This window comes from Salinicola endophyticus (assembly GCF_040536835.1).
Taxonomy (GTDB): domain Bacteria; phylum Pseudomonadota; class Gammaproteobacteria; order Pseudomonadales; family Halomonadaceae; genus Salinicola; species Salinicola endophyticus_A.
On sequence record NZ_CP159578.1, the window covers coordinates 3859860 to 3882109 of the forward strand.

Here is a 22250-nt window from a genome sequence, read left to right on the forward strand (position 1 = left end):
GGATCGACCCAACCACCGAACAGTGCGAGGCCCTGCATGTCGTCAGGTCCTCAGGTGCCGGGCTTGTATGACGGTAGCGCAGACGTGTCGTCCGGGGCCGGCCCGACAATCTTCTACGCGAGTTCGGCGGCATCCTTATGGGCGAGCAGCTGGCGGTCAAAGGCCATGACGTCGCCGATCAGGCGTTCATGATGCGCCATTTCTCCATGCCCGTCTTCTCTCCATCATCGAGCAAGGCGACCGCTGGCTGCTTGAAGCGCAACACGACTTCCGTTGCATGAACGGAAAGTTTTTTGCCGACGCGAAGGCAGCGGGTGGTCGCCCGGGATGAGCTTAGCTGCGGTTGGGCCCAGGTAGCCTGAAGGCGTCGAGCATTGGATATCTGAGGGAGAAAAGCAGGACCTTACACGAGGCCCGATAAAGTGGGCGGCCCCAAACGAAAAAAGCCACCCTAAGGTGACTTTTCTCGATGCCTGAACCCATGCTTTCACGGGTCATTTTGGTGCCGGTGAGTGGATTCGAACCACCGACCTACGCATTACGAATGCGTTGCTCTGCCGACTGAGCTACACCGGCCAGGCGGCGCCTATCATAATCAGGCGGGGCCACGGGGACAAGCGTAAACGCGGGTGCCGGCTGTGGATTTTCACTTGCCTGGCCCTCGGCGGGGCAACGTGCTATTGATGGCGAAATGACAACAATCCGCCGTCATGCCTCACGCCCCCTATCGTCTCCGCTTTCGCTTTGCCAAGCAGGCTCGGCAATTCACATTTCCGCTACTCGCCGCGCTCGCGCCGGTGCTGGTGGGCGTGCCGCTGATGCTTTGGCAGGCGGAGCGCGAGCTGACCGCGCAAACCCAGGAGAGTTTCGACTACGCCATGCGCAAGGTGGAGTCGATCTTCGATTATGCCGAAGTCGCTACTCACCAGGTGCGCTATCTGGTCGGCGCCCCGTGCAAGTCGGCGGTGTTCGCGCTGCGCCAGCAGAGCATGGCTACACCGTTCGTACGCTCGCTCAATCTCGTGAGCGATGGCCAGATCTACTGCACCTCTCTGCAAGGTACGGGGCGATATCCAGAGCAGAGCCAGAACTACAGTGCCGGGCGTCTGCGCCTGATGGCCGGCAACCAGGTCACACCACAGCGGGCGGTGATCGTGTTCCGACTGCCGAGCCCGGGCGGGAGCGTGCTGGCCGGTATCGACAGCCAGTATGTGATCAATGTCCTGCAATTGGCGGAACGCGACCTGACGCTGAAACTGCAGATCGGTGACTATCAACTCGCCTCTGACGGCACCGTCTCTCCGGCGCCCTGGGATGCCAACGGTACGATCCCCGAGCGCTTCTCCAGCCAATACCCGTTCCGGCTGCGCGCAACGCTGGCCCCGGGCAGCCTGTGGCACACCCTGGAGAGTGACTTTCTGCCCATCCTGGGGCTGTTGATCCTGTGTGGCGCGCTGATGTTCTGGCTGATGCTCAAACGCCGCTCGCCGGCGCAGGAGCTGGAGCGTGCCCTGCGCGATGGCGAGTTCGTGCCCTACTACCAACCGTTCGTGGATGCCGACACCGACCGCTGGAACGGTGCCGAGGTTCTGGTGCGCTGGCGCCACCCCGGGGAGGGCATCATTCCACCGGACCAGTTCATCCCGCTGGCGGAGAGCAGCGGAATGATCGTGCCGCTGACCCAGGCCCTGATGCATCGAGTCGCCAGCGAGCTGACGTCTCGCCTGGCCGAGCTGCCCCATGGCTTCCATATCGGCTTCAACCTCTCAGCCGCGCACTGCCACGACTGGCGGCTGCTCGACGACTGCCAGCGTTTTCTCGATACCTTTCCGCCGGGGCGGATCACGCTGGTGCTGGAGCTGACAGAACGCGAGCCGTTCCGGGCCACGCCGCACACCTTCCGGCTGTTCGAGCGTTTGCGCGAGATGGGGATTCTGATCGCCCTGGACGATTTCGGCACCGGCAGCGTCGGGCTCGACTACCTACGCCATTTCCGCGTCGACTATCTCAAGGTCGACCGCAGCTATGTCACCATGGCCGACGAAGACATTCTCTCGCGGCATCTGCTCGACAATATCGTCGATCTGGCCCAGCGCCTGGCACTGACGGTGATCGCCGAGGGCGTCGAGACTCCCGCCCAGAACACTTATCTGCGCAACCATGGCGTACGCTACCTGCAAGGCTACCTCTACGCCCGCCCGGCCCCGCTGCGCGATATACTGGCGCGCCTCAAGAGCCCGCCCAGCCGCGCGGCCAGTGAAAGCCGTGGCGCCTGCCCCGATCTGAGCTAGCGCGCGGCTGCCACGGATATCGCTGGCGCCGACACAACGCCGGTGATGCCACCACGCCGCAACGCCGGCGAATCACGGCTGCATACTGGCCATCACCGCCGGATCCGGCGCCTGCGGAACGCCGCCGGGTGCGTGGGGCACCGCCGCATCCAGCGCCAACCCGCCGCCCAGGGCCTGGACCAGTTGCACCGAGCGGTCGAGGCGCTGGGTGGTGAGCTGCGCCAGGCTCTGCTCGGCACTGAGCAATTGCTGTTCGCTGCTGAGCACATCGAGATAGTTGGCCAGCCCCGCCTGGTAGCGCTCGTCGGCCAGCGCATAGGCATCTCGGGCACTGGCCACCGCCTGCTGTTGACGTTGGCGCTGGAGAGCCACCGAGTCGAGTGTGGTGATGTCGTCGACCACCTCTCCCAGCGCCTCGACCAGTGTCGCGTTGTAGCGCGACACGGCGAGATCGTAGTCGGCATCGCTGCTCTCCAGGTTGGCGCGCAGCCGCCCGCCTTCGAAGATCGGTAGTGAGATCGCCGGCGTCACGCTGGCCGATTTCGCCGCTTCGCTGAAGAAGTAATCCCCCAGCGGCGACTGAAAGCCGGCCATCGCGGTCAGGTCGAGATTGGGATAGAACTTCGCCTTGGCCTGCTTGATGCGCTGGGAGGCGGCCTCCACCCGCCAGCGCGCCGCCACCACGTCGGGGCGGTGCCCGATCAGCTCAGCGGGGATGACACTCGGTAGCGCGGCGATCGCCGGCGCCAGATCCCGCGGCCGCGGGATCGACTGGCCGCGATCCGGCCCCTTGCCCAGGAGCGTGGCCAGCGAGATACGCTGGCTGCGGATCGACTGCTCGGCGGCCTCCAGCGTCTGCCGCGCATTGGCGACGGTGACCTGGGACTGCAGGCTCTGCAGCTGGTTGTCGAGCCCGGCCCGCTGCAGCTCGCGATTGATCGCGTCGATCCGCTGGGCGCGGTCGAGCTGGCGGTTGTCGATATCGCGCAGCTCGAAGGCGTGGGCCAGACTGACATAGGCCCGCGCCACGTCGACCGAGAGCGTCAGCGCCGCGGCATGAAACTCGATCTCCTGCGCCCGGGCCTCGCCCACCGCCGCGCGCCAGGCGGCCCGCTTGCCGCCCCATAGGTCGAGGTCGTAGTCGAACGAGAGCATCAGCTTGCGGGTGGTGGAGTAGAAGTTGCCCTGACCGCGCGGGTCCTGCACCTCCGAGACCCGTGCGCGCGACACCTGGGCCGAGCCGTCCACACTCGGCAGGCCGCTGGCCCGGGCACTGGCAATCGCCGCATTGGCCGAGCGCAAACGCGCGCGTGCCGCATCGATATCCGGCGAATCCGCCAGCGCCTCATCGATCAGCGCATCCAGTTCGGGGTCGCCGAGCCCGCGCCACCACGCCCGCTCGGGCCACGCTGCGGGCGTGATCGGGGTGTCGCCCAGTACCTGCTGCGCGCTCAGCCGGCTGAGCGGCGTCAGCGTCGCCTGTGGCGAGATGCCGGCATAGTTGGCACACCCCGCCAGCAGCATGAGTGTCAGCATCAGCCCGCCGGCCAGTACCCGAGGTACCGGCCGCCCCTTTCCCTGGTGTAACGACATCCTTGTCCCCACTTGCCTGCCCGGCGACCTGGCGGGCCGGGCATCATCCTGATTTTGCAGCCACCATCGGCTCCAGCGGTCTCGACGCCGCTAGCTCTCCCGATGGCCCTGTTGCGCCTTTGGCGCGGCGTGCGATGGCTGGTGCTGGCGAGCCTCGGTGGTGATGTCACCGCCACCGGAGAGCGGCCGCTCCTCGTCCTCCTTTTCGGAGCGAAACAGCGACCACGACACCATGAACAGCGCCGCGATCAGCGGCCCCAGCACGAAGCCGTTGATCCCCAGCAGCGTCATGCCGCCGACGGTGGAGATCAGCACCACATAGTCCGGCAGCTTGGTCTCCTTGCCCACCAGCGGCGGCCGCAGCAGATTATCCACCAGCCCGATCACCACCACGCCGACGAAGACCAGGATCGAGCCCTTGGCGTAATCGCCGCTGAGCAGCAGATAGGCCGCCACCGGCACCCAGATGATCGCCGAGCCAATGGCCGGCAGTAGCGACAGAAACGCCATCAGCACGCCCCACAGCAGCGCCGCCTCGATCCCCAGCAGCCAGAACGCGACCCCACCGATCGCCCCCTGCACCATGGCGATGATCACATTGCCCTTGACCGTGGCCCGCACCACCGCGGTGAATTTCTCGATCAGGCGCGAAGTATAGGCATCGCTGAGCGGCGCCGTGGCTCGGATCTGCTGGCCCAGCTTGCGGCCGTCACGAAACAGGAAGAACAGCAGGTAGAGCATGATCCCCGAGCTGATCAGAAACTGCAGGGTGTTCTGGCCGACGCTCAGCAAGTGCTTGGCGATCAGCTGGCTGCCCTGCTCGAGTGCCGAAGCCAGCCGCTGGCTCAGATCGGCGAAGCTGCCGATGCCGGCATCGCCCATCCAGCCCTGCACGGAAGGCGGCAGCGAATCGCGGAACTGCGCGATGTAGGCGTTGAAATCGATATCGCCCTGGTCGAGCCGCTGGTAGAGGCTCGCCCCTTCGCGCAACAGCGAGAAGAAGATCAACGACATCGGAATGATGACGATGAACACGCAGGCGAGCACGCTGAAAAAAGCCGCGGTGTTGGGCCGCTGCCCCAACCGCGCGTTCAGCCGCCGGTGCATCGGCTGGAACAGGATCGCCAAAATGACGGCCCACAGGATCGCGCCATAGAACGGCAGCAGCAGCCATACGAAAGCGATGGAGACCGCCGTCAACAGCAGAATGAACGCCTTGTGCTGGCTCAATGAACTCATGGAATCGACAGGCTCCGCTAAATGACACGCCAAGCATAGCCGTAACCCGGCCTGCGTGGCCGCTCCTATCGACCGTCGACCACCCGAAGAGCCCGCCAGTATGGCCAACGAGGACACCGGACATCGGTTCGACACGCGCGGAAATCAGCTGTTGTACAGCTTGTTGGCGGCGTATCCATCGCTCCGAATTGCTGGACGCAACCGCCCGTCAGCATTGATTTTTTGATTTATCCCCACAGAATATATCAAGCAATTCAAGTGGTTGGCAGGGTAATGTTAACCCAGGATAAGCGCTACGACCTTTCGACACTAGTACAAGTCTTGTACAGCAAGAAACGCTGTGCCATTCTGCACCTGTCGCAGCGGCCACCCCAGGTGGCCAACCCGGTAAGGACACCGGGTGCGATGGCAAGGATTGCCGCCACTCATCACCGGTCAGGAAGACCGGACATCGACGCCAAGGAGGGCTGACCATGGAACACCGGATTTCATGCACCCGCTGCGGAAATACGCAAACCGCTTCTTCTGAATGTCATCAGGCCTGGGACGAAATCACCTGCATCGAGTGCGGTGACTTCATCGATACCTATGGGCACCAGCAGGAGATCGCAACCCCCAACTACCTGCTGCACACCCTCAACCTGGCACGTTCGCTGTCGCTGCAGATGGCCCGCGCCGAACATCGGAGTGGCAGGACATGATCACGGTCACGCTGGATCTCACCTGCTCCATCTGCGGTCATCGACAGTTTCACCTGCCGATCAAGGCAGAAGAGGGTGCCAACGTCTGCTGCGCCAACTGCAGCGCCTTCAAATGCAAGGCGCTGGATCTGGAGCGAGCGCTGACAGCGATGCAGCGCTCGCCGGACAACCGCCAGCCCGCTGCTGCCTGAAGGCCACGCCGAGCGTGAACGGGGTAATACCGAGAAGCCGCCTAACCTGGGCGGCTTCTTGTTATGGGGCCCTGTCTGCACGGCCCCCAGGGGTCACTCACTCCACGGAAGTCCAGCCATGGCCGATATCGAGCAGTTGAGAACCGGGATTCAGCAGGCGGTCGTCGAAAGCCAGCAGCGGCGCCTCGAATTCGAGCAGGGGCTCGAGGATCTACGCCTGCGCCTGGAGGCACTACAGCAGTGTGTCGCCGAGTGGATCGAGTCACTCGCCCTCGACGGGGTCGAGATCCACTACGCGGAGACGACCCAGACCCTGATCCGCTTCGAGGAGACCTATCAACTCACCCTGCGTGAGCAGACCGTCGCCATGGGCGCGTGCAAGCTGCACCTGAAACCCGAAGAGCAGTATCTCTCCGGCCATCGCGTACTGCTCTACGCCTCCACCGACGAGGATGACATCAAGGAGGTGGTCGAAGCCGAGGGCGCTTACCGCTTCTCCGATCTGCAGTATGGCCAGCGCCGCGATCTCTCCCAGTACGACACCCTCAGCGAAGAGGCCTTCTACCGCCTGCTCTACGGCTGGCTGAAAGCCTGAATCCCAGCCGCAGCGCGCCCAGCCTCAGCCCAGCGGACTGGTGCCAGCCACACGCCCATCGGGGCGGCAAGCGTATCGTTACGCTTGCCGCCCCGACTGCAACTTGGGTCGAGCAGGCCTTTTCGGCAAGCAAGGCCCTGCTCCCAAAGGGTTATTCCGCCGCGGCAGAAACCGGATACCAAGCTTCCCACTCGGCGATGCGCTGCTCATAGCTTTTCTTCACCATCCCCAGACCGAAGCTGCCGAGCATGAACCGCAGTGGGGGCTCGTCCGCATCGACCACCTTCAGAATGGCGTCGGCCGTCGCATTCGGATCGCCGCGCTTCATGCCGGATAGCGAGGCAACGAAATCGTCGCGAACGCCGTCATACGCGGCGATGCTGTCGGCACGGTGGGCCGATGGACCGGCCCAGTCGGTTGCATAGCCCGACGGTTCGATCATCGTGACCTTGATGCCGAAATCCTTCACTTCCTGCACCAGGGCATCGTTGATTCCCTCCATCGCGAACTTGCTGGCATTATACACGCCCACCGTCGGCAGGCTGACGAGACCGCCGATGCTGGTGACGGTCAGCAGATGGCCGCTCTTTTGTTCCCGCATGATCGGAAGCGCTGCCTGAAGCACCCAGATGGCGCCGAAGACGTTCGTTTCAAACTGCGCGCGCGCTTCCTTCTCAGCGACTTCCTCGATGGTCCCGAACTGTCCGTAACCGGCATTATTGATGACGACGTCGATGCGGCCGAAATGCTCGTGACCCTGCTTCATCGCAGCGAATACAGCGTCCCGATCGTTGACGTCGAGGGCAAGCGGCAGAACCGCGTCACCGTAAGTGGCGGAAAGATCGGCGACATCGTCCAGCTTGCGTGCGGTTGCAACGACATGGTCGCCGCGCTTGAGCGCAGCTTCGCTCCAGATACGGCCGAAGCCGCGCGATGCGCCTGTTACAAACCAGATTTTCTTTGCCATGTTGTGCTCCGTGGATAGCTGGGTCGAGGGTGACCCGGGACAAGGATTTCCCCTCCCCGGTGGTATATATATAGACACTTTGACATTATTTGCAAATATGTCAGGATCAATCGGCGAAATATGATGACCCAGACCAGCGAAACGACCCCGCCCTATACGGGCAAGCGCGAAGCAATCGTCGAAGCAGCAGCGATCGTCTTCGCACGATACGGATTTGCACGAACGTCGATGGCGGATCTCGCGCAGGCGGTCGGCATGTCGCGCACGGCGCTCTATCCGCTCTTTCGCAACAAGAGAGACGTGTTCGATGCGGTCATCCGCCACGCAATCGCAAAAACGATAGCGGCGATCCGGCAGGAACTCGACCAGCATGAAACCCTGGACGCCAAGCTGCGGTTCGCGTTGGTCGACTGGATCGTCCGCGGGTATGAGTTCGTCCATGCGATGCCGGACGCGCGCGACCTGTTCGATTTCAGCGTACCGGCGGTTCAGGAAGCCTATACCGCCATGGAGGCGCTGCTCGCGGACATCATGGCGGCGCATGTCAACCGGCCCGATATCGACGTTCGGTTGCTGGCCCGTATCAAGACCGCAACCTTTCGATCGCTGAAGGAAATCGCCGTGGACACCGATGATCTGCGCCGGATGATCGATCTTGAGATTACGCTGATTGTCGCATCGCTTCGATGATTGATTAGGCTAAGGAAGCTTTGATCAGAGCCAAAGGAACACGCCGTCAACAAGGTGTCACTGGCGGCGCGAATGGCTTCTGAGGGGCAAGCCTCCGAACACGTCTTATGCGCCACGATGCTGAGCAGTGCCTAGCGATCCTTCACCTGATAATTGAGCGCTTTCCGATCCACGTTCATCGCGGTGGCGATTGATCGGATCGTCAGCAATTCGAGATCGAAAGCCTGTGCGGCCTCTATGATCTGCCCAAGGTCGAGCCGTCCTCGTTTGCCGCGCAACCGAACATTTTGCGGATGCCTCGGCGGAAAAAACTGACCTTCAGATACTATGCCAACGCCTGTCACAACTTCGCGATCAAAGCGATGATGTGCCACGCCACCCCTTGCGCGCTTGACGGAATGCCCTACATCACCCATATTCCCGAATGGGAATATGGGTGATGGGCAGCAGCCAAGACAGGACGATGCGCCGGCGTGGCAAGATCGCTCGAACCGCGCTTCGTCGGAGGATCGCGGGCCTGTGAGCGAGCGATTTGTAGGTAACCTTGCCAGAGGAACTTGAGATGTCCGAACAAGATGCAGTGAGTTCGTCGGAAGATTTCGTCCTTACGGAAGAAAAGATGATGGGAAATCCGTCCCGATGGCGCAGGCTGGGGGTACCGGTTGCAGCTGGCCAGCGCAACCATGAAGACGGCACGCCGGACTATGGCCTGTTCGGCCCTTCCAGTGTCGTGTGGAAGGTTCTGTTGCATCCCGCCACCGTCATCTACCAGACACCGGCGCAATTCAGTATGCAGCTGATGTACAAGCCGGTGGTCGCCGGTGTCCGCGATGCCGATCCGCTTGCGACCCAGGTTCGCGCCGGGACATTGACCGCGTTCGATTCCTTCAACCGCTTTCAGCGCAATTCGGGTCTTCATGCGCCGATGTGGTTCGGTGATACGCGTACTGCCGAAACCATGTGGGCGCACCTGCATGCGCTTCATGATCATGTAAAAGGCGGCATCATCGATGTCGGGCAACCGGAACTGGGCGAATACCACGCCGATGGCCCCCGTGACGTGATGTGGGCGGCCCTGACCGAGATGATGGGGATGCTGTGGACGTACGAACACTTCGCCTGGCATGGCGATTCCCCCCCGCAGCGGCTTCCGGATCATGAACGCGACCAGTATGTCGCGGAATCGGCGGCATATCTGCGTCTTGTGGGAGCGCCGGAAGAGGAAATCCCTCAGACGATCGCGGAGGTTGATGCCCTTTTTGAAAAATATCAGGAGCTTTTCAAAAAGACGGACACGATGTATATCATGCCTGAATCCGGTAAGGACTTCGCCGTACTCACTCAGGAACAGATCAAGAAAAATTGGCACCCCACCCAGCAGATGGCCGTCGATGTCTTGGACGAGTTCTTCAACAAGCCGACGAATTTGGTCATCGCCTCTTATCCAACTTATCTTCAGATTTGGGGAGCTGGCTGGGACGAAGCGAAAAGGGCGGAAGAGGCAGAGAATTTGAAGGCTGCGCTACCGGAAATCCGGGCCAGGCAGGAATCGCCAGATGTCGAGCGGCGCGCGATCGATCTTTTCTGGGGCCCAGATGCTCGAGAGCTGATTGCGTCAGCGCGCGCACTCATGAAAGGGGTGCATTGATTACTCAAGTCAATAGCGTGGAGATCGGGCCGCACCGGCTGCGACGATAGACTTATTTCGTTGCACCGTTGCCCGATACTTCATGAAGATGCGCATGTGGGGCGTTGACTGCTTTCCGCAGATGGTCGCAAGCAATCATCGCGAGTGGTGAATCGAGGTGCTCACATGAGCACACCATAGGAAAATCACGATGTCTGAAATGGCAATGTCCAGCAGAAACATGGTACTCACCCGTATCCCGGCGAAGATAACGCGACGTGACGAAATTGCCAGGAATGTATTGCTGATCGAGTTCAGTGCCGAATATCTTCCGCCTTGGACGCCCGGCGCGCATATCGACGTGGAGATTCCCGGCTGCGGATTGCGATCCTATTCGCTGATCGATGGCGATTATCAAAAGAAGTACCGGATCGCGGTAAAGATTCTCCAGGATCCGGGATCGGCCTCCTTATCCATTCGCGACCGTTTCCATGTGGGCACCGATGTCGACATCTATCCGGCGATCAACCGATTTCCGATCAAGCAGGCGTCGCACTATACCTTTCTGGCAGCCGGTATCGGGATTACGCCGATCCTCTCGATGCTTCGCGAACTCGATGGCAGCGACGCTGCGTGGAAATGCCATTATTTCGTCCGAAGCCCTGATCAAATGCCCTTTATCGACGAACTTCGGACATTGGCAGACAAGGCAAATGCCGAATTGCACGTATATGTCAGCGGCGAAACCGGCCGCCAGTCGCTTGCCGAGCTTTTCGAGCGTGAAGACAAGCTGGAAGCCGTATATGCGTGCGGTCCCACCGGTTTCATGAACGAGGCCGGGGACATCGTCTCGAAGCGAAAGGGGGTTCGGTTCTACATAGAGGACTTCGACGACCAGAGGACGGAAGTCGCTGCGGAGCATCCTGAACCCGTGTGTGAGGGCGAAACCGCGGAACGGATCCGTCCGAATGCGGCTTTCGAGGTCGAATGTCGCGCTAGCGGGCACAGCTTCACCGTGGAACCGCATGAAACGATCCTCGACCATGTGCGGCAGATCCTCCCCGATTATCCCACTTCCTGCGAAGAGGGCGTGTGCGGAACCTGCGAGGTCGCGGTGCTCGGCGGAATACCGGCGCATCGCGATCAATGGTACACGGACGAAGCGCGCGCAGATGGCGGACGGATGATGATCTGCGTGAGCAGATCAAAAACCAGAAAGATCGTTCTCGCTCTTTGACTGCCCGCCCCGCTCCCCGGCCTGCGCCTAGGGACATGGAGGTTTAGCCATGGCAATTGGCTTTAGCGATCGGCCGCGCCCGTCGAAAGTTCTTGTGCCGGGCGCGCCGCCAGTTCGAATGCTGCAACAGCCGATGTTGCACGTTTAAAGGAAGTATCGATGACAACCGTAGCCGACCAAATAGTCGATACCCTCAAGGCCGCTGGGGTTAAGCGGATCTACGGCATCGTCGGCGACAGCCTCAATGGCTTCACCGACGCACTCCGTCGCAAGGGCGGCATCGACTGGCTGCATGTCCGTCACGAAGAAGTGGCCGCCTTCGCCGCCGCCGGCGAAGCCCACTCGACCGGCGAACTTGCGGTGTGCGCGGGTAGCTGTGGTCCGGGCAATCTCCACCTCATCAACGGCCTGTTCGACGCGCATCGCTCGCGCGTCCCGGTGCTCGCGATCGCCGCACAGATCCCGTCAGCCGAGATCGGTTCGGGCTATTTCCAGGAGACGCATCCGCAGGAGCTGTTCCGCGAATGCTCGGGCTACTGCGAACTCGTCTCCAGCCCGGACCAGATGCCGCGCGCGATAGAAATGGCGATCCGGCGGGCCGTCGCGGAGCGCTGTGTCTCGGTGCTGGTCATCCCTGGTGACGTTGCGCTGAATGAGATTTCGGTCGCGAGCGCGCCGCAGCCGCTGTCCCTGAAGCCGCGTAGGCCGATCATCATTCCCCCCGAAGACGTGCTCGATCGTCTCGCGACCCTCCTCAACGAATCGCAGCGAGTGACCCTGCTCTGCGGCGGGGGCGTCGAGGGCGCGCATGACGAGGTCGTTGCGCTAGCCGCAGCGCTCAAGGCGCCGATCGTCCACGCGTTGCGCGGCAAGGAGCATATCGAGTGGGACAATCCCTATGACGTCGGGATGACCGGCCTCATCGGCTTCTCATCCGGCTACTATGCCATGGGCGCCTGCGATGCACTGCTGATGCTTGGGACCGATTTCCCCTACCGCCAGTTCTACCCGAAGGACGCGCGGATCGCGCAGATCGACATCCGGCCGGAATCGATCGGCCGCCGCACCTCGGTCGAGGAAGGCTTGATCGGTGACGTGAAGCATACGCTCGCCGCGTTGCTGCCGAAGATCGCCGAGAAGCGTGACGATCGGCATCTGCGCGCTTCCGTCGATCATTATACCGAGGCGCGCGCCGCCCTCGACAAGCTGGCCGAGGGGCGTCCGGGCGGGCGGCTCCATCCGCAGCACGTGGTTCGCGTGTTGAGTGAGATGGCAAGTGAAGATGCGGCATTCACGGCTGACGTCGGCCTGCCGACCGTGTGGAGCGCGCGCTATCTCACGATGGGCGGCAAGCGCCGGCTGATCGGATCTTTCTGGCACGGGTCGATGGCCAACGCGATGCCGCAGGCGATCGGCATTCAGGCAGCGCATCCCGGGCGCCAGGTCATCTCGCTGTCGGGTGATGGCGGATTCACGATGTTAATGGGCGATTTGCTGTCGCTCAAGCAGCTAAAGCTGCCGGTGAAGATCGTCGTCTTCAACAATAACGCACTCGGCTTCATCGAGCTGGAGCAGAAGTCCTCGGGCTTCGTCGATTTCGGCACCGGATTCGACAATCCCGATTTCGCAGCGCTGGCTGAGGCGGTCGGGATCAAGGGCATCCGCGTCGAAGATCCCGCCGACATCGAGAGCAAAATCGCGGAGGCATTGGCCCATGACGGCCCCGTCCTGATCGATGCCGTCGTCGAACGCATGGAGTTGGCTATGCCGCCGAAGGTGACGACTGAGATGGCCAAGGGCTTCACTCTATACATGCTGAAGGCTGTGCTAAATGGACGCGGCGACGAGGTTGTTGAATTGGCCAAGGCAAACCTGCTGAGGTGACGCACGCAGCGGCGAGCGGCGCCGATGAACGGCCGGTAGCATCTCCCGTTGCAGGTCACGTCACCGCCCGCAGTTCCATGGGCTCGAGCGGACGCCCGCTCGGCCGATTTCACCAGCTGCGCACGCTATTTGCTCGACGTCGACAATGCGGATCGCCTGTGGGAACGGGAGTGCGCCTGCTGGAATCCGTCTAGCTTGGGGTGTCCGGTCGCCCTACACGATCACGAACTGATGATCGAAACCGCACTGGCTGGTGTTGCGCTCGCGTCTGTATGGGCGGACTAAGCGCGGCAGCATGGCGAGAGCGGCGGCTGATTTCCTGCCTCGCCGACTGCTCTATGGCTGGCTGAAAGCCTGAATCCCAGCCGCAGCGCGCCCAGCCTCAGCCCAGCGGACTGGTGCCAGCCACACGCTGTCGCTGGCGTGCGGTGGCATAGCGTCAGCCAAACGAGATGGTAGTCAGAAACTATCGTCAGCGTCACACGCCAGTCCCAAAGTTTACCTATGCTGAAGATTCGGCGACGACGCCGAGACGCGAGCGGCTGGGCGCAGTGCCGCTCCGACGCTTTGCGATATCGTCTCGCCGCGTCGTCATCGCGGTGCCGGGAAGATATCGGAAGTCGACACAGTAGCGTTTAAGGACGGACAGCATGAGTGAAGAGATCAAGATCGGCGGCAAGTGCCCTTTCGCTGGCGATACCGTGGGCGGCGTCGCCGGCTCCGAACCCACCACCGATCAGTGGTGGCCCAATCGCCTCAAGGTCGAGCTGCTGCATCAGAACGCGCCCCAGGCCAACCCCGAAGACCCTGACTTCGATTACGCCAAGGCCTTCAGCGAGCTCGACCTGGCCGCGGTCAAGCAGGACATCAAGGCGCTGCTCACCTCCTCGGTGGACTGGTGGCCGTCGGACTACGGCAACTACGGCCCGCAGATGATTCGCATGGCGTGGCACTCCGCCGGTACCTACCGTATCGCCGACGGCCGCGGCGGCGCCGGCGAAGCGATGCAGCGCTTCGCCCCGATCAACAGCTGGTGGGACAACGGCAATGTCGACAAGTCGCGGCGTCTGCTATGGCCGATCAAGCAGAAGTACGGCGCCGCGCTCTCCTGGGCCGACCTGATCGTGCTCACCGGCAACTGCTCGCTGGAAGTGATGGGCTTTCCCACCTATGGCTTCGCCGGTGGGCGCATCGACGCCTGGGAGCCGGACAACCTGACCTACTGGGGGCCGGAGGCGTGGTACGGCAAGAAGATCGAGGACGCCCCGCGCGGCCCGTTCGAAGGCCACCCGGATCAGATGGTCAACCGCGACCTGCGCTGGACCGGTGAAGCGGGCGACGACGACTACGATCTCGAAGCGCCGCTGGCCGCCTCCAACTCCAACCTGATCTACGTCGACCCGGAAGGCTCGGCCAAGAAGGGCATCCCCGAGGACTCCGCCGCCGATATCCGCATCACCTTCGGCCGCATGGCGATGAACGACGAAGAGACCGTGGCGCTGATCGCCGGCGGCCACGCCTTCGGCAAGTCCCACGGCATGACCCCGCCGGACCAGATCGGCTTCGCCCCGGAAGGCGCGCCGATGGAGTCCCAGGGCCTGGGCTGGCACAACCCGCGCGGCAAGGGTAACGCCGAAGACACCATGACCAACGGAATCGAGGGCTCTTGGACCCAGAACCCGACCCAGTGGGACAACAGCTACCTCGAGAACCTGTTCAAGTTCGAGTGGGAGCAGACCCGCAGCCCCGCCGGCGCGCTGCAGTGGACCCCGGTGGACAAGAACGCCCCGCGTACGCCGGACGCCCACCTCGAAGGCGTCGATCATCCGCTGATGATGATGACCTCCGACATCGCGCTCAAGGTCGACCCGGCCTATCGCAAGATCTGCGAGAAGTTTCTCGACGACTTCGACTACTTCACCGACGCCTTCGCCCGCGCCTGGTACAAGCTGACCCACCGCGACATGGGCCCCAAGGCGCGCTATCTGGGCCCGGAAGTGCCGCAGGAGGATCTGATCTGGCAGGACCCGATCCCCGCGGTCGACTTCGAACTGGTCGACAGCCGTGACATCGCCGAACTCAAGGCCAAGATTCTGGATGCCGACGTCAGCGTCTCCCAGCTCGCCGCGGTCGCCTGGGGCGCCGCCTCCACCTTCCGCACCTCAGACAAGCGCGGCGGCGCCGACGGCGCGCGTATCCGCCTGGCACCGATGAAGGATTGGCCGGTCAACAACCCCGACGACCTGGCCCACGTGCTCGGCGTGCTGGAAGGCATCAAGCGTGACTTCGACGGCGCCCAGAGCGGCAACAAGAAGGTCTCGCTGGCCGACCTGATCGTGCTCGGTGGCTGTGCCGCGGTGGAGAAAGCGGCCCAGGATGCCGGCGTCACACTCGAGGTGCCGTTCACCCCGGGGCGCAACGACGCCACCGCCGAGCAGACCGACGAGCAGACCTTCCGCTGGCTCGAGCCGGTCTCCGATGGCTTCCGCAACTTCCATCGCGACGATATCCGCTACAACGTCTCGCCGGAGCAGATCTTCCTCGACCGCGCGGCCCTGCTCGGCCTCTCCGCGCCGGAGTGGACCGCACTGGTCGGCGGCCTGCGGGTACTCGACGTCAACGCCAAGGGCGCCTACCGGGAGCACGGCGTGTTCACCGACCGCCCGGGCGTGCTGACCAACGACTTCTTCGTCAACCTGACCTCGCCGGACTTCGCGTGGAACAAGGTCGACGCCGAAGGGCTGACGTTCACCCTCGACGACCGCCACACCGGCGAGACGAAGTTCAAGGCGACCCGCTGCGATCTGATCTTCGGCGCCAACGCCCAACTGCGCCAGCTGGCCGAGTTCTACGCCCAGAAGGGTGGCCACGAGAAGCTGGTCAAGGACTTCGCCAAGGCGTGGCACAAGGTGATGATGCACGACCGCTTCGACGTCTGAGACGCACGGCAGCGATCCGGCCTCAGCCGCTGGATCGCCACGTGTAATGCCTCGCAGGCTCACGCATCGACGACTCGGCGCCCTACTGGGGCGTCGAGTCGTTTTTCTGCCCGCCAACGTCGCCATTGCGCACTAATTCTCCTTGGCAGCGATTTTGTTATAATATAACCTTCACGACCTATCCAAGAGGTCGTTTCATGTCGCATCGTCACCGCCACCGCCCGGATGGGCCCTGCCATTTTTCGCTGATGTCGCTCGGCGCCGGACGCCGCATGCTGCTCACCCTGCTGCCGCTGGCCGTGCTGTGGCTGGCGGCGGCGTGGTCCGTCGGGATGCTGGGCTGAGCATGGCCGCCATTCTGACCCTCGAATCGCTCTCGCTGGCCCAGGGTAATCGCCTGGTGCTGGAAGACCTCAGCGGCGGGTTCGATGCCGGCAGCATCACCGCCCTGGTCGGCCCCAACGGCGCCGGCAAGAGCACTCTGGTGCAGGGCATCATGGGCGTGCTGCGGCCGCTGCGCGGACGCGTGCTGTGCCAGGTGCCCAACGCCCGCCGCGCCTGGCTGCCACAGCAGCTGGCACTGGATCTCTCCTTCCCCATGAGCGTCGAAGAGCTGGTGATGAGCGGCTGCTGGCCCACCCACGGCAGCTTCCGCCGCTACGGCCCGGCGGAGTATCGCCGCGGCCAGGCGGTGATGCAGCGCCTGGGGCTGCAGGCATTGGAGCACCGCCCGCTGGGCGAGCTCTCCGGTGGCCAGCGCCAGCGCGCCCTGCTCGGCCGCACGCTGATGCAGGAAGCCCGGCTGCTGCTGCTCGATGAGCCCTTCGCCAATGTCGACGCGGCGACCGTCGAGCTACTGATCCAGACCCTGCGCGACATGGCCGCCGAGGGGGTGTCGGTGATCATCGTGCTGCACGACCACGACCAGCTACGTCGCCTGGCCGACCGGGTGCTGCATCTCGACCGCGGTCACGGTCACTGGTACACGCCACAAACCATGACCTGGACGCCCAGCGGCCAGCCCGTGGCGGCGGCCGCGGCCGCTCAGGGGCCGGCGTCATGATCGACTGGTTGATTTCTCCACTGCTCGACTTCGGCTTCATGCGCCGCGCGCTGGTGGCCGGGCTGGCGCTATCGCTGGTGGCGCCACCGCTGGGCGTGTTTCTCACCCTGCGCGGCATGAGCCTGGTAGGCGACGCCATGGCCCACGCGGTGCTGCCCGGAGTGGCGGTGGGCTTTCTCCTCGCCGGCTTCTCGCTACCCGCGATGAGTCTGGGCGGGCTGGCCGCCGGGCTGCTGGTGGCCGGGCTGGCCGGTAGCGTCTCGCGCCTGACCGGACACCGCGAGGACTCGGCGATCGCCAGTTTCTATCTGATCTCGCTGGCCGCCGGGGTGATGCTGATCTCGCTGCGTGGCAGCAGTGTCGATCTCACCCATGTGCTGTTCGGCTCGATCCTGGCCGTCGATACCACCGCGCTGTGGCTGATCGTGGGCGTCTCTAGCGCCACCCTGGTGGTGCTCGCGGCGATCTTCCGCATCCTGGTGGTCGAGTGTCTCGACCCGCTGTTCCTGCGCGGCCAGGGAATTCGCGGCGGCGCGGTGCACGGGCTCTTCCTGGGGCTGATGGTGCTCAACCTCACCGCCGGCTTTCAGACCCTGGGCACGTTGATGGCGGTGGGGCTGATGATGCTGCCGGCCACCGCGGCGCGCTTCTGGTCGAAGCGCCTCGAAGGGCTGATGGGGCTGGCGATCGCGATCGGCATGTTCGCCAGCGTCGGTGGGCTACTGCTGTCGTACCACGCCGGCCTGCCCTCGGGGCCCTGCATCATTCTGCTGGCGGGGGCGATCTATCTGCTCTCCGCGCTGTTCGGCCGCTACCACAGCGTGTTCGCACGCTGGCGCCGACGGGTACAACCGATTCTGCCGCCGGATGCACACGGCTGAGCCGGCGCGTCCGGCAGCCATTAGGGTTTGTACGAAAAGTCAGCGAGCGAAGGCAAGACAAGGCAAAAATCGGCGAAAACGCGGAGTTTACGAGGTGTAAATGAGCATTTTTGACCGGGCTGGCGCTCCAGACGATTTTTAACGCCGTATTGCCGAGCGCAGGTAGTTTTCGTACAGAGCCTAGGTCCATTCGGCGTCACGCCGCGCTTGTCGTTACGTCACTGCGGTCTCTGCCGCGCAACCGAAGGAGGAATTCGCGATGTCCCGTCTCTCGCTCTCAGCCACCCTGCGCCAGGGTCTGATCGCCGGCGCCCTGGGCCTGGCCCTGCTCGGCCCGGCCCACGCCGACGAGCCGCTCAAGGTGGTCACCAGCTTCAGCATCCTCGACGACATGGTCTCGACCATCGGCGGTGATCACGTCGCGGTGACCTCGCTGGTCGGCCCCAACGGCGACGCCCACGCTTTCTCGCCCAAGCCCTCTGATGCCCAGTCACTGGCCGGCGCCGATCTGGTGGTGGTCAATGGCCTGCAGTTCGAAGGCTGGATCGATCGCCTGATCGAGGCCAGTGGCTATCAGGGCGAGGTGGTGGTAGCAAGCCGCGGCATCCAGCCGCTGGCGTTCGACGGCCACCACGACGAGGAAGTCGCGGATGACGACGATCACGATCACGGCCATGACCACGGCGACGCCGATCATGACCACGGCGATGCCGATCATGACCATGGCGACGCCGATCACGAGCATGCCGGGGCCGGCCATCATCACCACAGCAATCTCGACCCTCATGCCTGGCAGGATCTGCGCAACGGCGAGCAGTACGCGCGCAATATCCGCGACGGCCTGATCGAGGTCGACCCCAGCCACGCCGATGACTACCGCCAGAACGCCGAGCGCTATATCGACAAGATGAAAGTGCTCGACACCGAAACCCGCGAGCGTCTGGCCAAGATCCCCGAGGCCGACCGGCTGATCATCACCAGCCACGATGCCTTCGGCTACTTCGCCCACGCCTACGGTCTGAAGCTGCTCGCACCGGTGGGGCTCAACACCCTGGCCGAACCCAGCGCCAGCGACCTGGCTCAGCTGATCCAGCAGATCGAGCAGAACCACGCCAAGGCGCTGTTCCTGGAGAACATGAGCAACCCGGCGCTGGTGCAACAGCTACATCAGGAGACCGGGATCGCCATCGGCGGCACCCTCTACGCCGATGCGCTGACCCCGGACGGTGAAGGCAGCACCTACCTGGGCATGTTCCGCCACAACGTGGATACCCTGGTGGACGCACTCACGGCGCCCGCCAGGGACTGAAGCAGCGCCAGTGCCGAGGTGCCGGCGAAGCGTTCCGCTACGGGCTCAAGGACGATCCCGTGACGACAGCCCCTCGTTACGCCAGGCACGGCGAAATTCCGTGCCACTGATCTCGCCGTGTAGATACGCCATGAGCCGGGCATCGTCGTCGGCATGCCGGCTCTCACCATCACGAAATCGGCAGATGAGCAGATAGGCGCGGTAGTAATTGGAAACACCGCCGAGAAAGAACAGCAGGCTCCCGATCAGGTACTGCCAGGCCAGGAAGGTGAACAGCCGCTGCTTGCTCTCTAGATCATCGAAGGTCCACAGATAGGGTATCGAGGCGACCGCAAACAGTACCGAACCGACCACGAAGGCGACCGCCGTCAAGTTGGTCATCTGCATGGATAGCAACGACGGCGCCTGGACGATCTGCAATACGTTGACGCTCGCGGCCAGCACGAACAGCAACGAGCCGATGACGAAGCACCAAGCCCCAGCGATGAACCACCCCCACCAGCTGAGAAAGAACAGACTGCCCACGGTGAACAGCAGCGTACCCGCCAGATAGCCGCTGGCGGCGATCAGCTCGAAGCGCCGGTTGAGGGCGTGATGAGACTGGGGGCTCTGCAGCCAGAACTTGCGCACCTCGAGCATGTCGTGCCCGGTCACCACCAGATACAACAGCGAACCGACGAAGAAGATCCACGCACCAATATTCTGATAGGCCTCGAAGCGCGGAAAGAAGAAGATGCTGCCGACGATAAACAGAAAACCGCCGGCCTTGTAGAGGATCGCATTGGCAGTTTCCCAGCGGAAATCGTCCCGCAGATCGGGAGTCGTGCGGGTCAGGTCGGACAGCTTGGCGCGATTGGTGAACAAGTGAGGCACGGGCGCATCCTTTCACGTCGCAGGCAAAGCGTGCACCCGCAGCTCGGGATGGTAACAATGCACGCGCCGGCGGTCACTCCATGCCGTGCCGGGGCTACCTTCTCGCAACGGCGGCGGTGTGCCCCTCACGTACCGCGAAAGATGGCTCGCATAGATTCAGCGTTCGGCGCGATGGCTAAGTTTGCTTTTGCGACAAATAACCACATTACCTCTAGGGTCTTTGCCGCGTAACCTGTGCCTGTGGATCGCACAAGGGAACGCTAATGAACGCAATGACTCGTCATCTCTGTCTCGCCGCCGTCGCCGTGGCTACCGCACTGCCGAGCAGCGCCGCACTCGCCTATGGCGCCGGCGACTGGTTCACCCACTTCGGTGTGGCCAAGGTCTCGCCCAAGGACGACAACGGTCGCTTCGATGCCCTGGACATCGATGTCGACGTCCAGGACAAGAGCGACTTCGCCTTTACCCTGGGCTACCGCTTTCATGACAACTTCGGGGTGGAACTGCTGGCGGCTGCGCCGTTCAAGCACGATATCAACCTGAACGGCAGCGAAGGCGCCTCGATCAAGCACCTGCCGCCGACCCTGACGCTGCAGTACTACCCGCTCGGCGGCACCGATGCCTGGGTCCAGCCCTATGTCGGCGCGGGGCTCAACTACACCCACTTTTCCGACGAAAAGATCGACGTGCCCGGCGCCAGTCTCGACCTGGACGACTCCTGGGGTGCCGCCGGGCAGTTGGGGGTCGATCTGCTGGTCGACGACCACTGGTCGCTCAATGCCGCCGCCTGGTATCTGGATATCGACTCCGACGCCACCGCCAAGGTCGGCGGTCAGTCCTACGACACCACCCTGCATATCGACCCTTGGGTGGTCATGGCGGGCCTCGGCTACCGCTTCTAAGCAACCACGTTTTCCAGCCGCCCGGCCATCAGCGCCGGCGGTCCGATCTTCTCAGGGAGCTCCCACTCTCTCCTTGGCCACCCGCGAGGTGGCCTTTTTTTCGTCTGCCCCAGTGGGCGGCGCGAGCCAAGAGGCCGCCGGGATGTCGCTGCAAAGGGCTGACGCCGGCACGCCACGCGCCGCCTGGCCCCTGGCATGTGCCGTGGAGTTCAGTCGAAACGCAATTGCACCTTGAGCGCGCGATTGCGATCCGATGCGAGGTCGAATGCCTCGCTAGCCCGGGTGTAGTCGAGCGTGGCGGTCAGCACATGACCGAGCGCTTCGCGCTGTTCGGGGAGCTTGCTCACGGCCAGCGCGAATTCCTCATGGAAGCGGAAAGTGCCGCGAACGGTGAGCTCACGGGCACAGATCAGCGCCATCGGCAGTGTCGCCTCCTGGCCCAGGCCGATGGTGATCAGGGTGCCGCGGGGTGCCAACGCCCGCAGCGCCTGGAGCTGGGCGGCCGGCACCCCCGAGGCCTCGAAGGCGATGTCGAACCCGCCATGCTCGGCGACGGCCTGCTCCAGAACATCGCCCCGCGTGACGTTGATCGTCTCGTCGGCCCCCATCAGACGGGCCTGCTCCAGCGGGAAGTCCGCCACGTCGGTGACGGTGATGCTGACCGCGCCGGCCATTCGCACCGCGGCCACGGTCAGCGCGCCGATCGGCCCCGCGCCGGTCACCAGCACGCGCTTGCCGAAGACATCCCCGGCCTGTCGCACCGCGTGCAGAGCCACCGCGAAGGGTTCGGCCAGGGCCGCCTCGCCGGCAGTGACGTCCGCGGCGGGAAAGACACACTGCGCCAGCGGCACGATCAGTTGCTGGCGGAAGATGCCCTGAGCATGGGGAAAGCGCATCGCCGAGCCGCTGAAGACCATGTCGGTGCAGTGGTTCTGCCAGCCCCGCAGGCAGTAACGGCACTGCTGACAAGGGCGAATGGGGTTGATGGCCACCAGCCGCCCCTGGAGCGAAGCATCGATACCCTCGCCGACCGCGGCGATGAAGCCGGCGGCCTCGTGCCCCAGCGTCAGTGGCTCCTTGAGGCGCACGTCGCCAAAGCCGCCGTCGTGATAGTAATGCAGGTCCGAGCCGCAGATACCGCCCGCCGCGACCCTGACGAGGACCTCGTCTAGCCCCGGTGTCTCGCACGCCAGTTCGTCGATGCGCAGATCATGGGGTCCATGGGCGACCACCGCGTGTGTCGTGTTCATGCCGTCTCCCCTCCGGTA

Annotated in this window: 20 protein-coding genes and 1 tRNA gene; 14 read left to right on the forward strand and 7 right to left on the reverse strand. The window is 63.5% G+C overall.

From position 1 onward, the window contains the following. Nucleotides 1–500: 500 nt before the first annotated feature. A tRNA-Thr gene (locus ABV408_RS17460) sits at nucleotides 501–576 on the reverse strand. A 134-nt stretch (nucleotides 577–710) separates the two neighbouring features. On the opposite strand from ABV408_RS17460, the gene ABV408_RS17465 reads away from it, so the two are divergent. Next, the gene (locus tag ABV408_RS17465) at nucleotides 711–2291 is read left to right on the forward strand and encodes an EAL domain-containing protein (protein ID WP_353980153.1); all 1581 of its coding nucleotides are present in this window, start codon (nucleotides 711–713) and stop codon (nucleotides 2289–2291) included. 72 nt (nucleotides 2292–2363) lie between these two features. On the opposite strand, the gene ABV408_RS17470 is transcribed toward ABV408_RS17465, so the two are convergent. Then, nucleotides 2364–3884, reverse strand: a complete 1521-nt coding sequence (locus ABV408_RS17470; protein ID WP_353980154.1) for an efflux transporter outer membrane subunit — start codon at nucleotides 3882–3884, stop codon at nucleotides 2364–2366. Between the two features lie 90 nt (nucleotides 3885–3974). Beyond that, a complete protein-coding gene (locus ABV408_RS17475) occupies nucleotides 3975–5123 on the reverse strand; it encodes an AI-2E family transporter (RefSeq protein ID WP_353980155.1) in 1149 nt (382 codons plus the stop codon). Nucleotides 5124–5596: 473 nt separating this feature from the next. Here ABV408_RS17475 and ABV408_RS17480 point away from each other — a divergent pair, with 473 nt between their 5' ends. The 3 genes from ABV408_RS17480 (at nucleotide 5597) to ABV408_RS17490 (ending at nucleotide 6610) form a co-directional block, all read left to right on the forward strand. Further along, nucleotides 5597–5824 (forward strand): hypothetical protein, encoded by a 228-nt coding sequence (locus ABV408_RS17480; protein ID WP_353980156.1) that lies wholly within the window; start codon nucleotides 5597–5599, stop codon nucleotides 5822–5824. Next, nucleotides 5821–6015 carry a hypothetical protein gene (locus tag ABV408_RS17485; RefSeq protein WP_353980157.1) on the forward strand — a complete coding sequence of 65 codons (195 nt, stop codon included), beginning with the start codon at nucleotides 5821–5823 and terminating at the stop codon, nucleotides 6013–6015. Before ABV408_RS17480 ends, ABV408_RS17485 begins: the two co-directional genes overlap by 4 nt. A 118-nt stretch (nucleotides 6016–6133) precedes the next feature. After that, entirely contained in the window at nucleotides 6134–6610 is a 477-nt protein-coding gene (locus tag ABV408_RS17490) for a hypothetical protein (protein ID WP_353980158.1), read from the forward strand. A gap of 151 nt (nucleotides 6611–6761) precedes the next feature. Here the strand turns inward: ABV408_RS17490 and ABV408_RS17495 are convergent, their stop codons facing one another. Next, nucleotides 6762–7577, reverse strand: coding sequence for an oxidoreductase (locus ABV408_RS17495; protein ID WP_353980159.1), 816 nt, complete (start codon nucleotides 7575–7577; stop codon nucleotides 6762–6764). A gap of 120 nt (nucleotides 7578–7697) precedes the next feature. On the opposite strand from ABV408_RS17495, the gene ABV408_RS17500 reads away from it, so the two are divergent. Continuing rightward, the gene (locus ABV408_RS17500; protein ID WP_353980160.1) at nucleotides 7698–8267 is read left to right on the forward strand and encodes a helix-turn-helix domain-containing protein; all 570 of its coding nucleotides are present in this window, start codon (nucleotides 7698–7700) and stop codon (nucleotides 8265–8267) included. A 131-nt stretch (nucleotides 8268–8398) separates the two neighbouring features. On the opposite strand, the gene ABV408_RS17505 is transcribed toward ABV408_RS17500, so the two are convergent. Further along, nucleotides 8399–8641 (reverse strand): hypothetical protein, encoded by a 243-nt coding sequence (locus ABV408_RS17505; protein WP_353980161.1) that lies wholly within the window; start codon nucleotides 8639–8641, stop codon nucleotides 8399–8401. A gap of 188 nt (nucleotides 8642–8829) precedes the next feature. Here ABV408_RS17505 and ABV408_RS17510 point away from each other — a divergent pair, with 188 nt between their 5' ends. The 8 genes from ABV408_RS17510 (at nucleotide 8830) to ABV408_RS17545 (ending at nucleotide 19207) form a co-directional block, all read left to right on the forward strand. Continuing rightward, nucleotides 8830–9915, forward strand: coding sequence for an oxygenase MpaB family protein (locus tag ABV408_RS17510; protein WP_353980162.1), 1086 nt, complete (start codon nucleotides 8830–8832; stop codon nucleotides 9913–9915). A gap of 190 nt (nucleotides 9916–10105) precedes the next feature. Further along, nucleotides 10106–11131 (forward strand): PDR/VanB family oxidoreductase, encoded by a 1026-nt coding sequence (locus ABV408_RS17515; RefSeq protein ID WP_353980163.1) that lies wholly within the window; start codon nucleotides 10106–10108, stop codon nucleotides 11129–11131. A 159-nt stretch (nucleotides 11132–11290) separates the two neighbouring features. Next, the gene (gene poxB / locus ABV408_RS17520; protein WP_353980164.1) at nucleotides 11291–13015 is read left to right on the forward strand and encodes a ubiquinone-dependent pyruvate dehydrogenase; all 1725 of its coding nucleotides are present in this window, start codon (nucleotides 11291–11293) and stop codon (nucleotides 13013–13015) included. A 650-nt stretch (nucleotides 13016–13665) separates the two neighbouring features. Continuing rightward, a complete protein-coding gene (katG, locus tag ABV408_RS17525; RefSeq protein WP_353980165.1) occupies nucleotides 13666–15954 on the forward strand; it encodes a catalase/peroxidase HPI in 2289 nt (762 codons plus the stop codon). 197 nt (nucleotides 15955–16151) lie between these two features. Further along, the gene (locus tag ABV408_RS17530; protein ID WP_207033974.1) at nucleotides 16152–16298 is read left to right on the forward strand and encodes a hypothetical protein; all 147 of its coding nucleotides are present in this window, start codon (nucleotides 16152–16154) and stop codon (nucleotides 16296–16298) included. A gap of 2 nt (nucleotides 16299–16300) precedes the next feature. Next, nucleotides 16301–17017: a metal ABC transporter ATP-binding protein gene (locus ABV408_RS17535; RefSeq protein ID WP_353980166.1), complete on the forward strand. Its 717-nt coding sequence runs from the start codon at nucleotides 16301–16303 to the stop codon at nucleotides 17015–17017. Beyond that, entirely contained in the window at nucleotides 17014–17898 is an 885-nt protein-coding gene (locus ABV408_RS17540) for a metal ABC transporter permease (protein WP_353980167.1), read from the forward strand. The genes ABV408_RS17535 and ABV408_RS17540 overlap by 4 nt, the downstream gene beginning before the upstream one ends. A gap of 259 nt (nucleotides 17899–18157) precedes the next feature. Next, nucleotides 18158–19207, forward strand: a complete 1050-nt coding sequence (locus tag ABV408_RS17545) for a metal ABC transporter substrate-binding protein (protein ID WP_353980168.1) — start codon at nucleotides 18158–18160, stop codon at nucleotides 19205–19207. A 45-nt stretch (nucleotides 19208–19252) separates the two neighbouring features. Here the strand turns inward: ABV408_RS17545 and ABV408_RS17550 are convergent, their stop codons facing one another. Beyond that, nucleotides 19253–20080, reverse strand: a complete 828-nt coding sequence (locus ABV408_RS17550; RefSeq protein ID WP_353980169.1) for a YrhK family protein — start codon at nucleotides 20078–20080, stop codon at nucleotides 19253–19255. Nucleotides 20081–20352: 272 nt separating this feature from the next. Between ABV408_RS17550 and ABV408_RS17555 the strand changes: the two genes are divergently transcribed. Next, the gene (locus ABV408_RS17555) at nucleotides 20353–20982 is read left to right on the forward strand and encodes an OmpW family outer membrane protein (RefSeq protein WP_353982253.1); all 630 of its coding nucleotides are present in this window, start codon (nucleotides 20353–20355) and stop codon (nucleotides 20980–20982) included. A 209-nt stretch (nucleotides 20983–21191) separates the two neighbouring features. Here ABV408_RS17555 and ABV408_RS17560 read toward each other — a convergent pair whose 3' ends face one another. Then, nucleotides 21192–22232 (reverse strand): L-idonate 5-dehydrogenase, encoded by a 1041-nt coding sequence (locus tag ABV408_RS17560; protein WP_353980170.1) that lies wholly within the window; start codon nucleotides 22230–22232, stop codon nucleotides 21192–21194. Nucleotides 22233–22250 lie beyond the last annotated feature (18 nt).

Coding starts and splice junctions, on each gene's coding strand:
- ABV408_RS17480 (WP_353980156.1), top strand. CDS start 5,597: ATGGAACACCGGATTTCATGCACCCGCTGCGGAAATACGCAAACCGCT.
- ABV408_RS17545 (WP_353980168.1), top strand. CDS start 18,158: ATGTCCCGTCTCTCGCTCTCAGCCACCCTGCGCCAGGGTCTGATCGCC.
- ABV408_RS17555 (WP_353982253.1), top strand. CDS start 20,353: ATGACTCGTCATCTCTGTCTCGCCGCCGTCGCCGTGGCTACCGCACTG.
- ABV408_RS17560 (WP_353980170.1), bottom strand. CDS start 22,232: ATGAACACGACACACGCGGTGGTCGCCCATGGACCCCATGATCTGCGC.
- ABV408_RS17485 (WP_353980157.1), top strand. CDS start 5,821: ATGATCACGGTCACGCTGGATCTCACCTGCTCCATCTGCGGTCATCGA.
- poxB (WP_353980164.1), top strand. CDS start 11,291: ATGACAACCGTAGCCGACCAAATAGTCGATACCCTCAAGGCCGCTGGG.
- ABV408_RS17535 (WP_353980166.1), top strand. CDS start 16,301: ATGGCCGCCATTCTGACCCTCGAATCGCTCTCGCTGGCCCAGGGTAAT.
- ABV408_RS17530 (WP_207033974.1), top strand. CDS start 16,152: ATGTCGCATCGTCACCGCCACCGCCCGGATGGGCCCTGCCATTTTTCG.
- ABV408_RS17490 (WP_353980158.1), top strand. CDS start 6,134: ATGGCCGATATCGAGCAGTTGAGAACCGGGATTCAGCAGGCGGTCGTC.
- katG (WP_353980165.1), top strand. CDS start 13,666: ATGAGTGAAGAGATCAAGATCGGCGGCAAGTGCCCTTTCGCTGGCGAT.
- ABV408_RS17495 (WP_353980159.1), bottom strand. CDS start 7,577: ATGGCAAAGAAAATCTGGTTTGTAACAGGCGCATCGCGCGGCTTCGGC.
- ABV408_RS17500 (WP_353980160.1), top strand. CDS start 7,698: ATGATGACCCAGACCAGCGAAACGACCCCGCCCTATACGGGCAAGCGC.
- ABV408_RS17510 (WP_353980162.1), top strand. CDS start 8,830: ATGTCCGAACAAGATGCAGTGAGTTCGTCGGAAGATTTCGTCCTTACG.
- ABV408_RS17465 (WP_353980153.1), top strand. CDS start 711: ATGCCTCACGCCCCCTATCGTCTCCGCTTTCGCTTTGCCAAGCAGGCT.
- ABV408_RS17540 (WP_353980167.1), top strand. CDS start 17,014: ATGATCGACTGGTTGATTTCTCCACTGCTCGACTTCGGCTTCATGCGC.
- ABV408_RS17470 (WP_353980154.1), bottom strand. CDS start 3,884: ATGTCGTTACACCAGGGAAAGGGGCGGCCGGTACCTCGGGTACTGGCC.
- ABV408_RS17475 (WP_353980155.1), bottom strand. CDS start 5,123: ATGAGTTCATTGAGCCAGCACAAGGCGTTCATTCTGCTGTTGACGGCG.
- ABV408_RS17515 (WP_353980163.1), top strand. CDS start 10,106: ATGTCTGAAATGGCAATGTCCAGCAGAAACATGGTACTCACCCGTATC.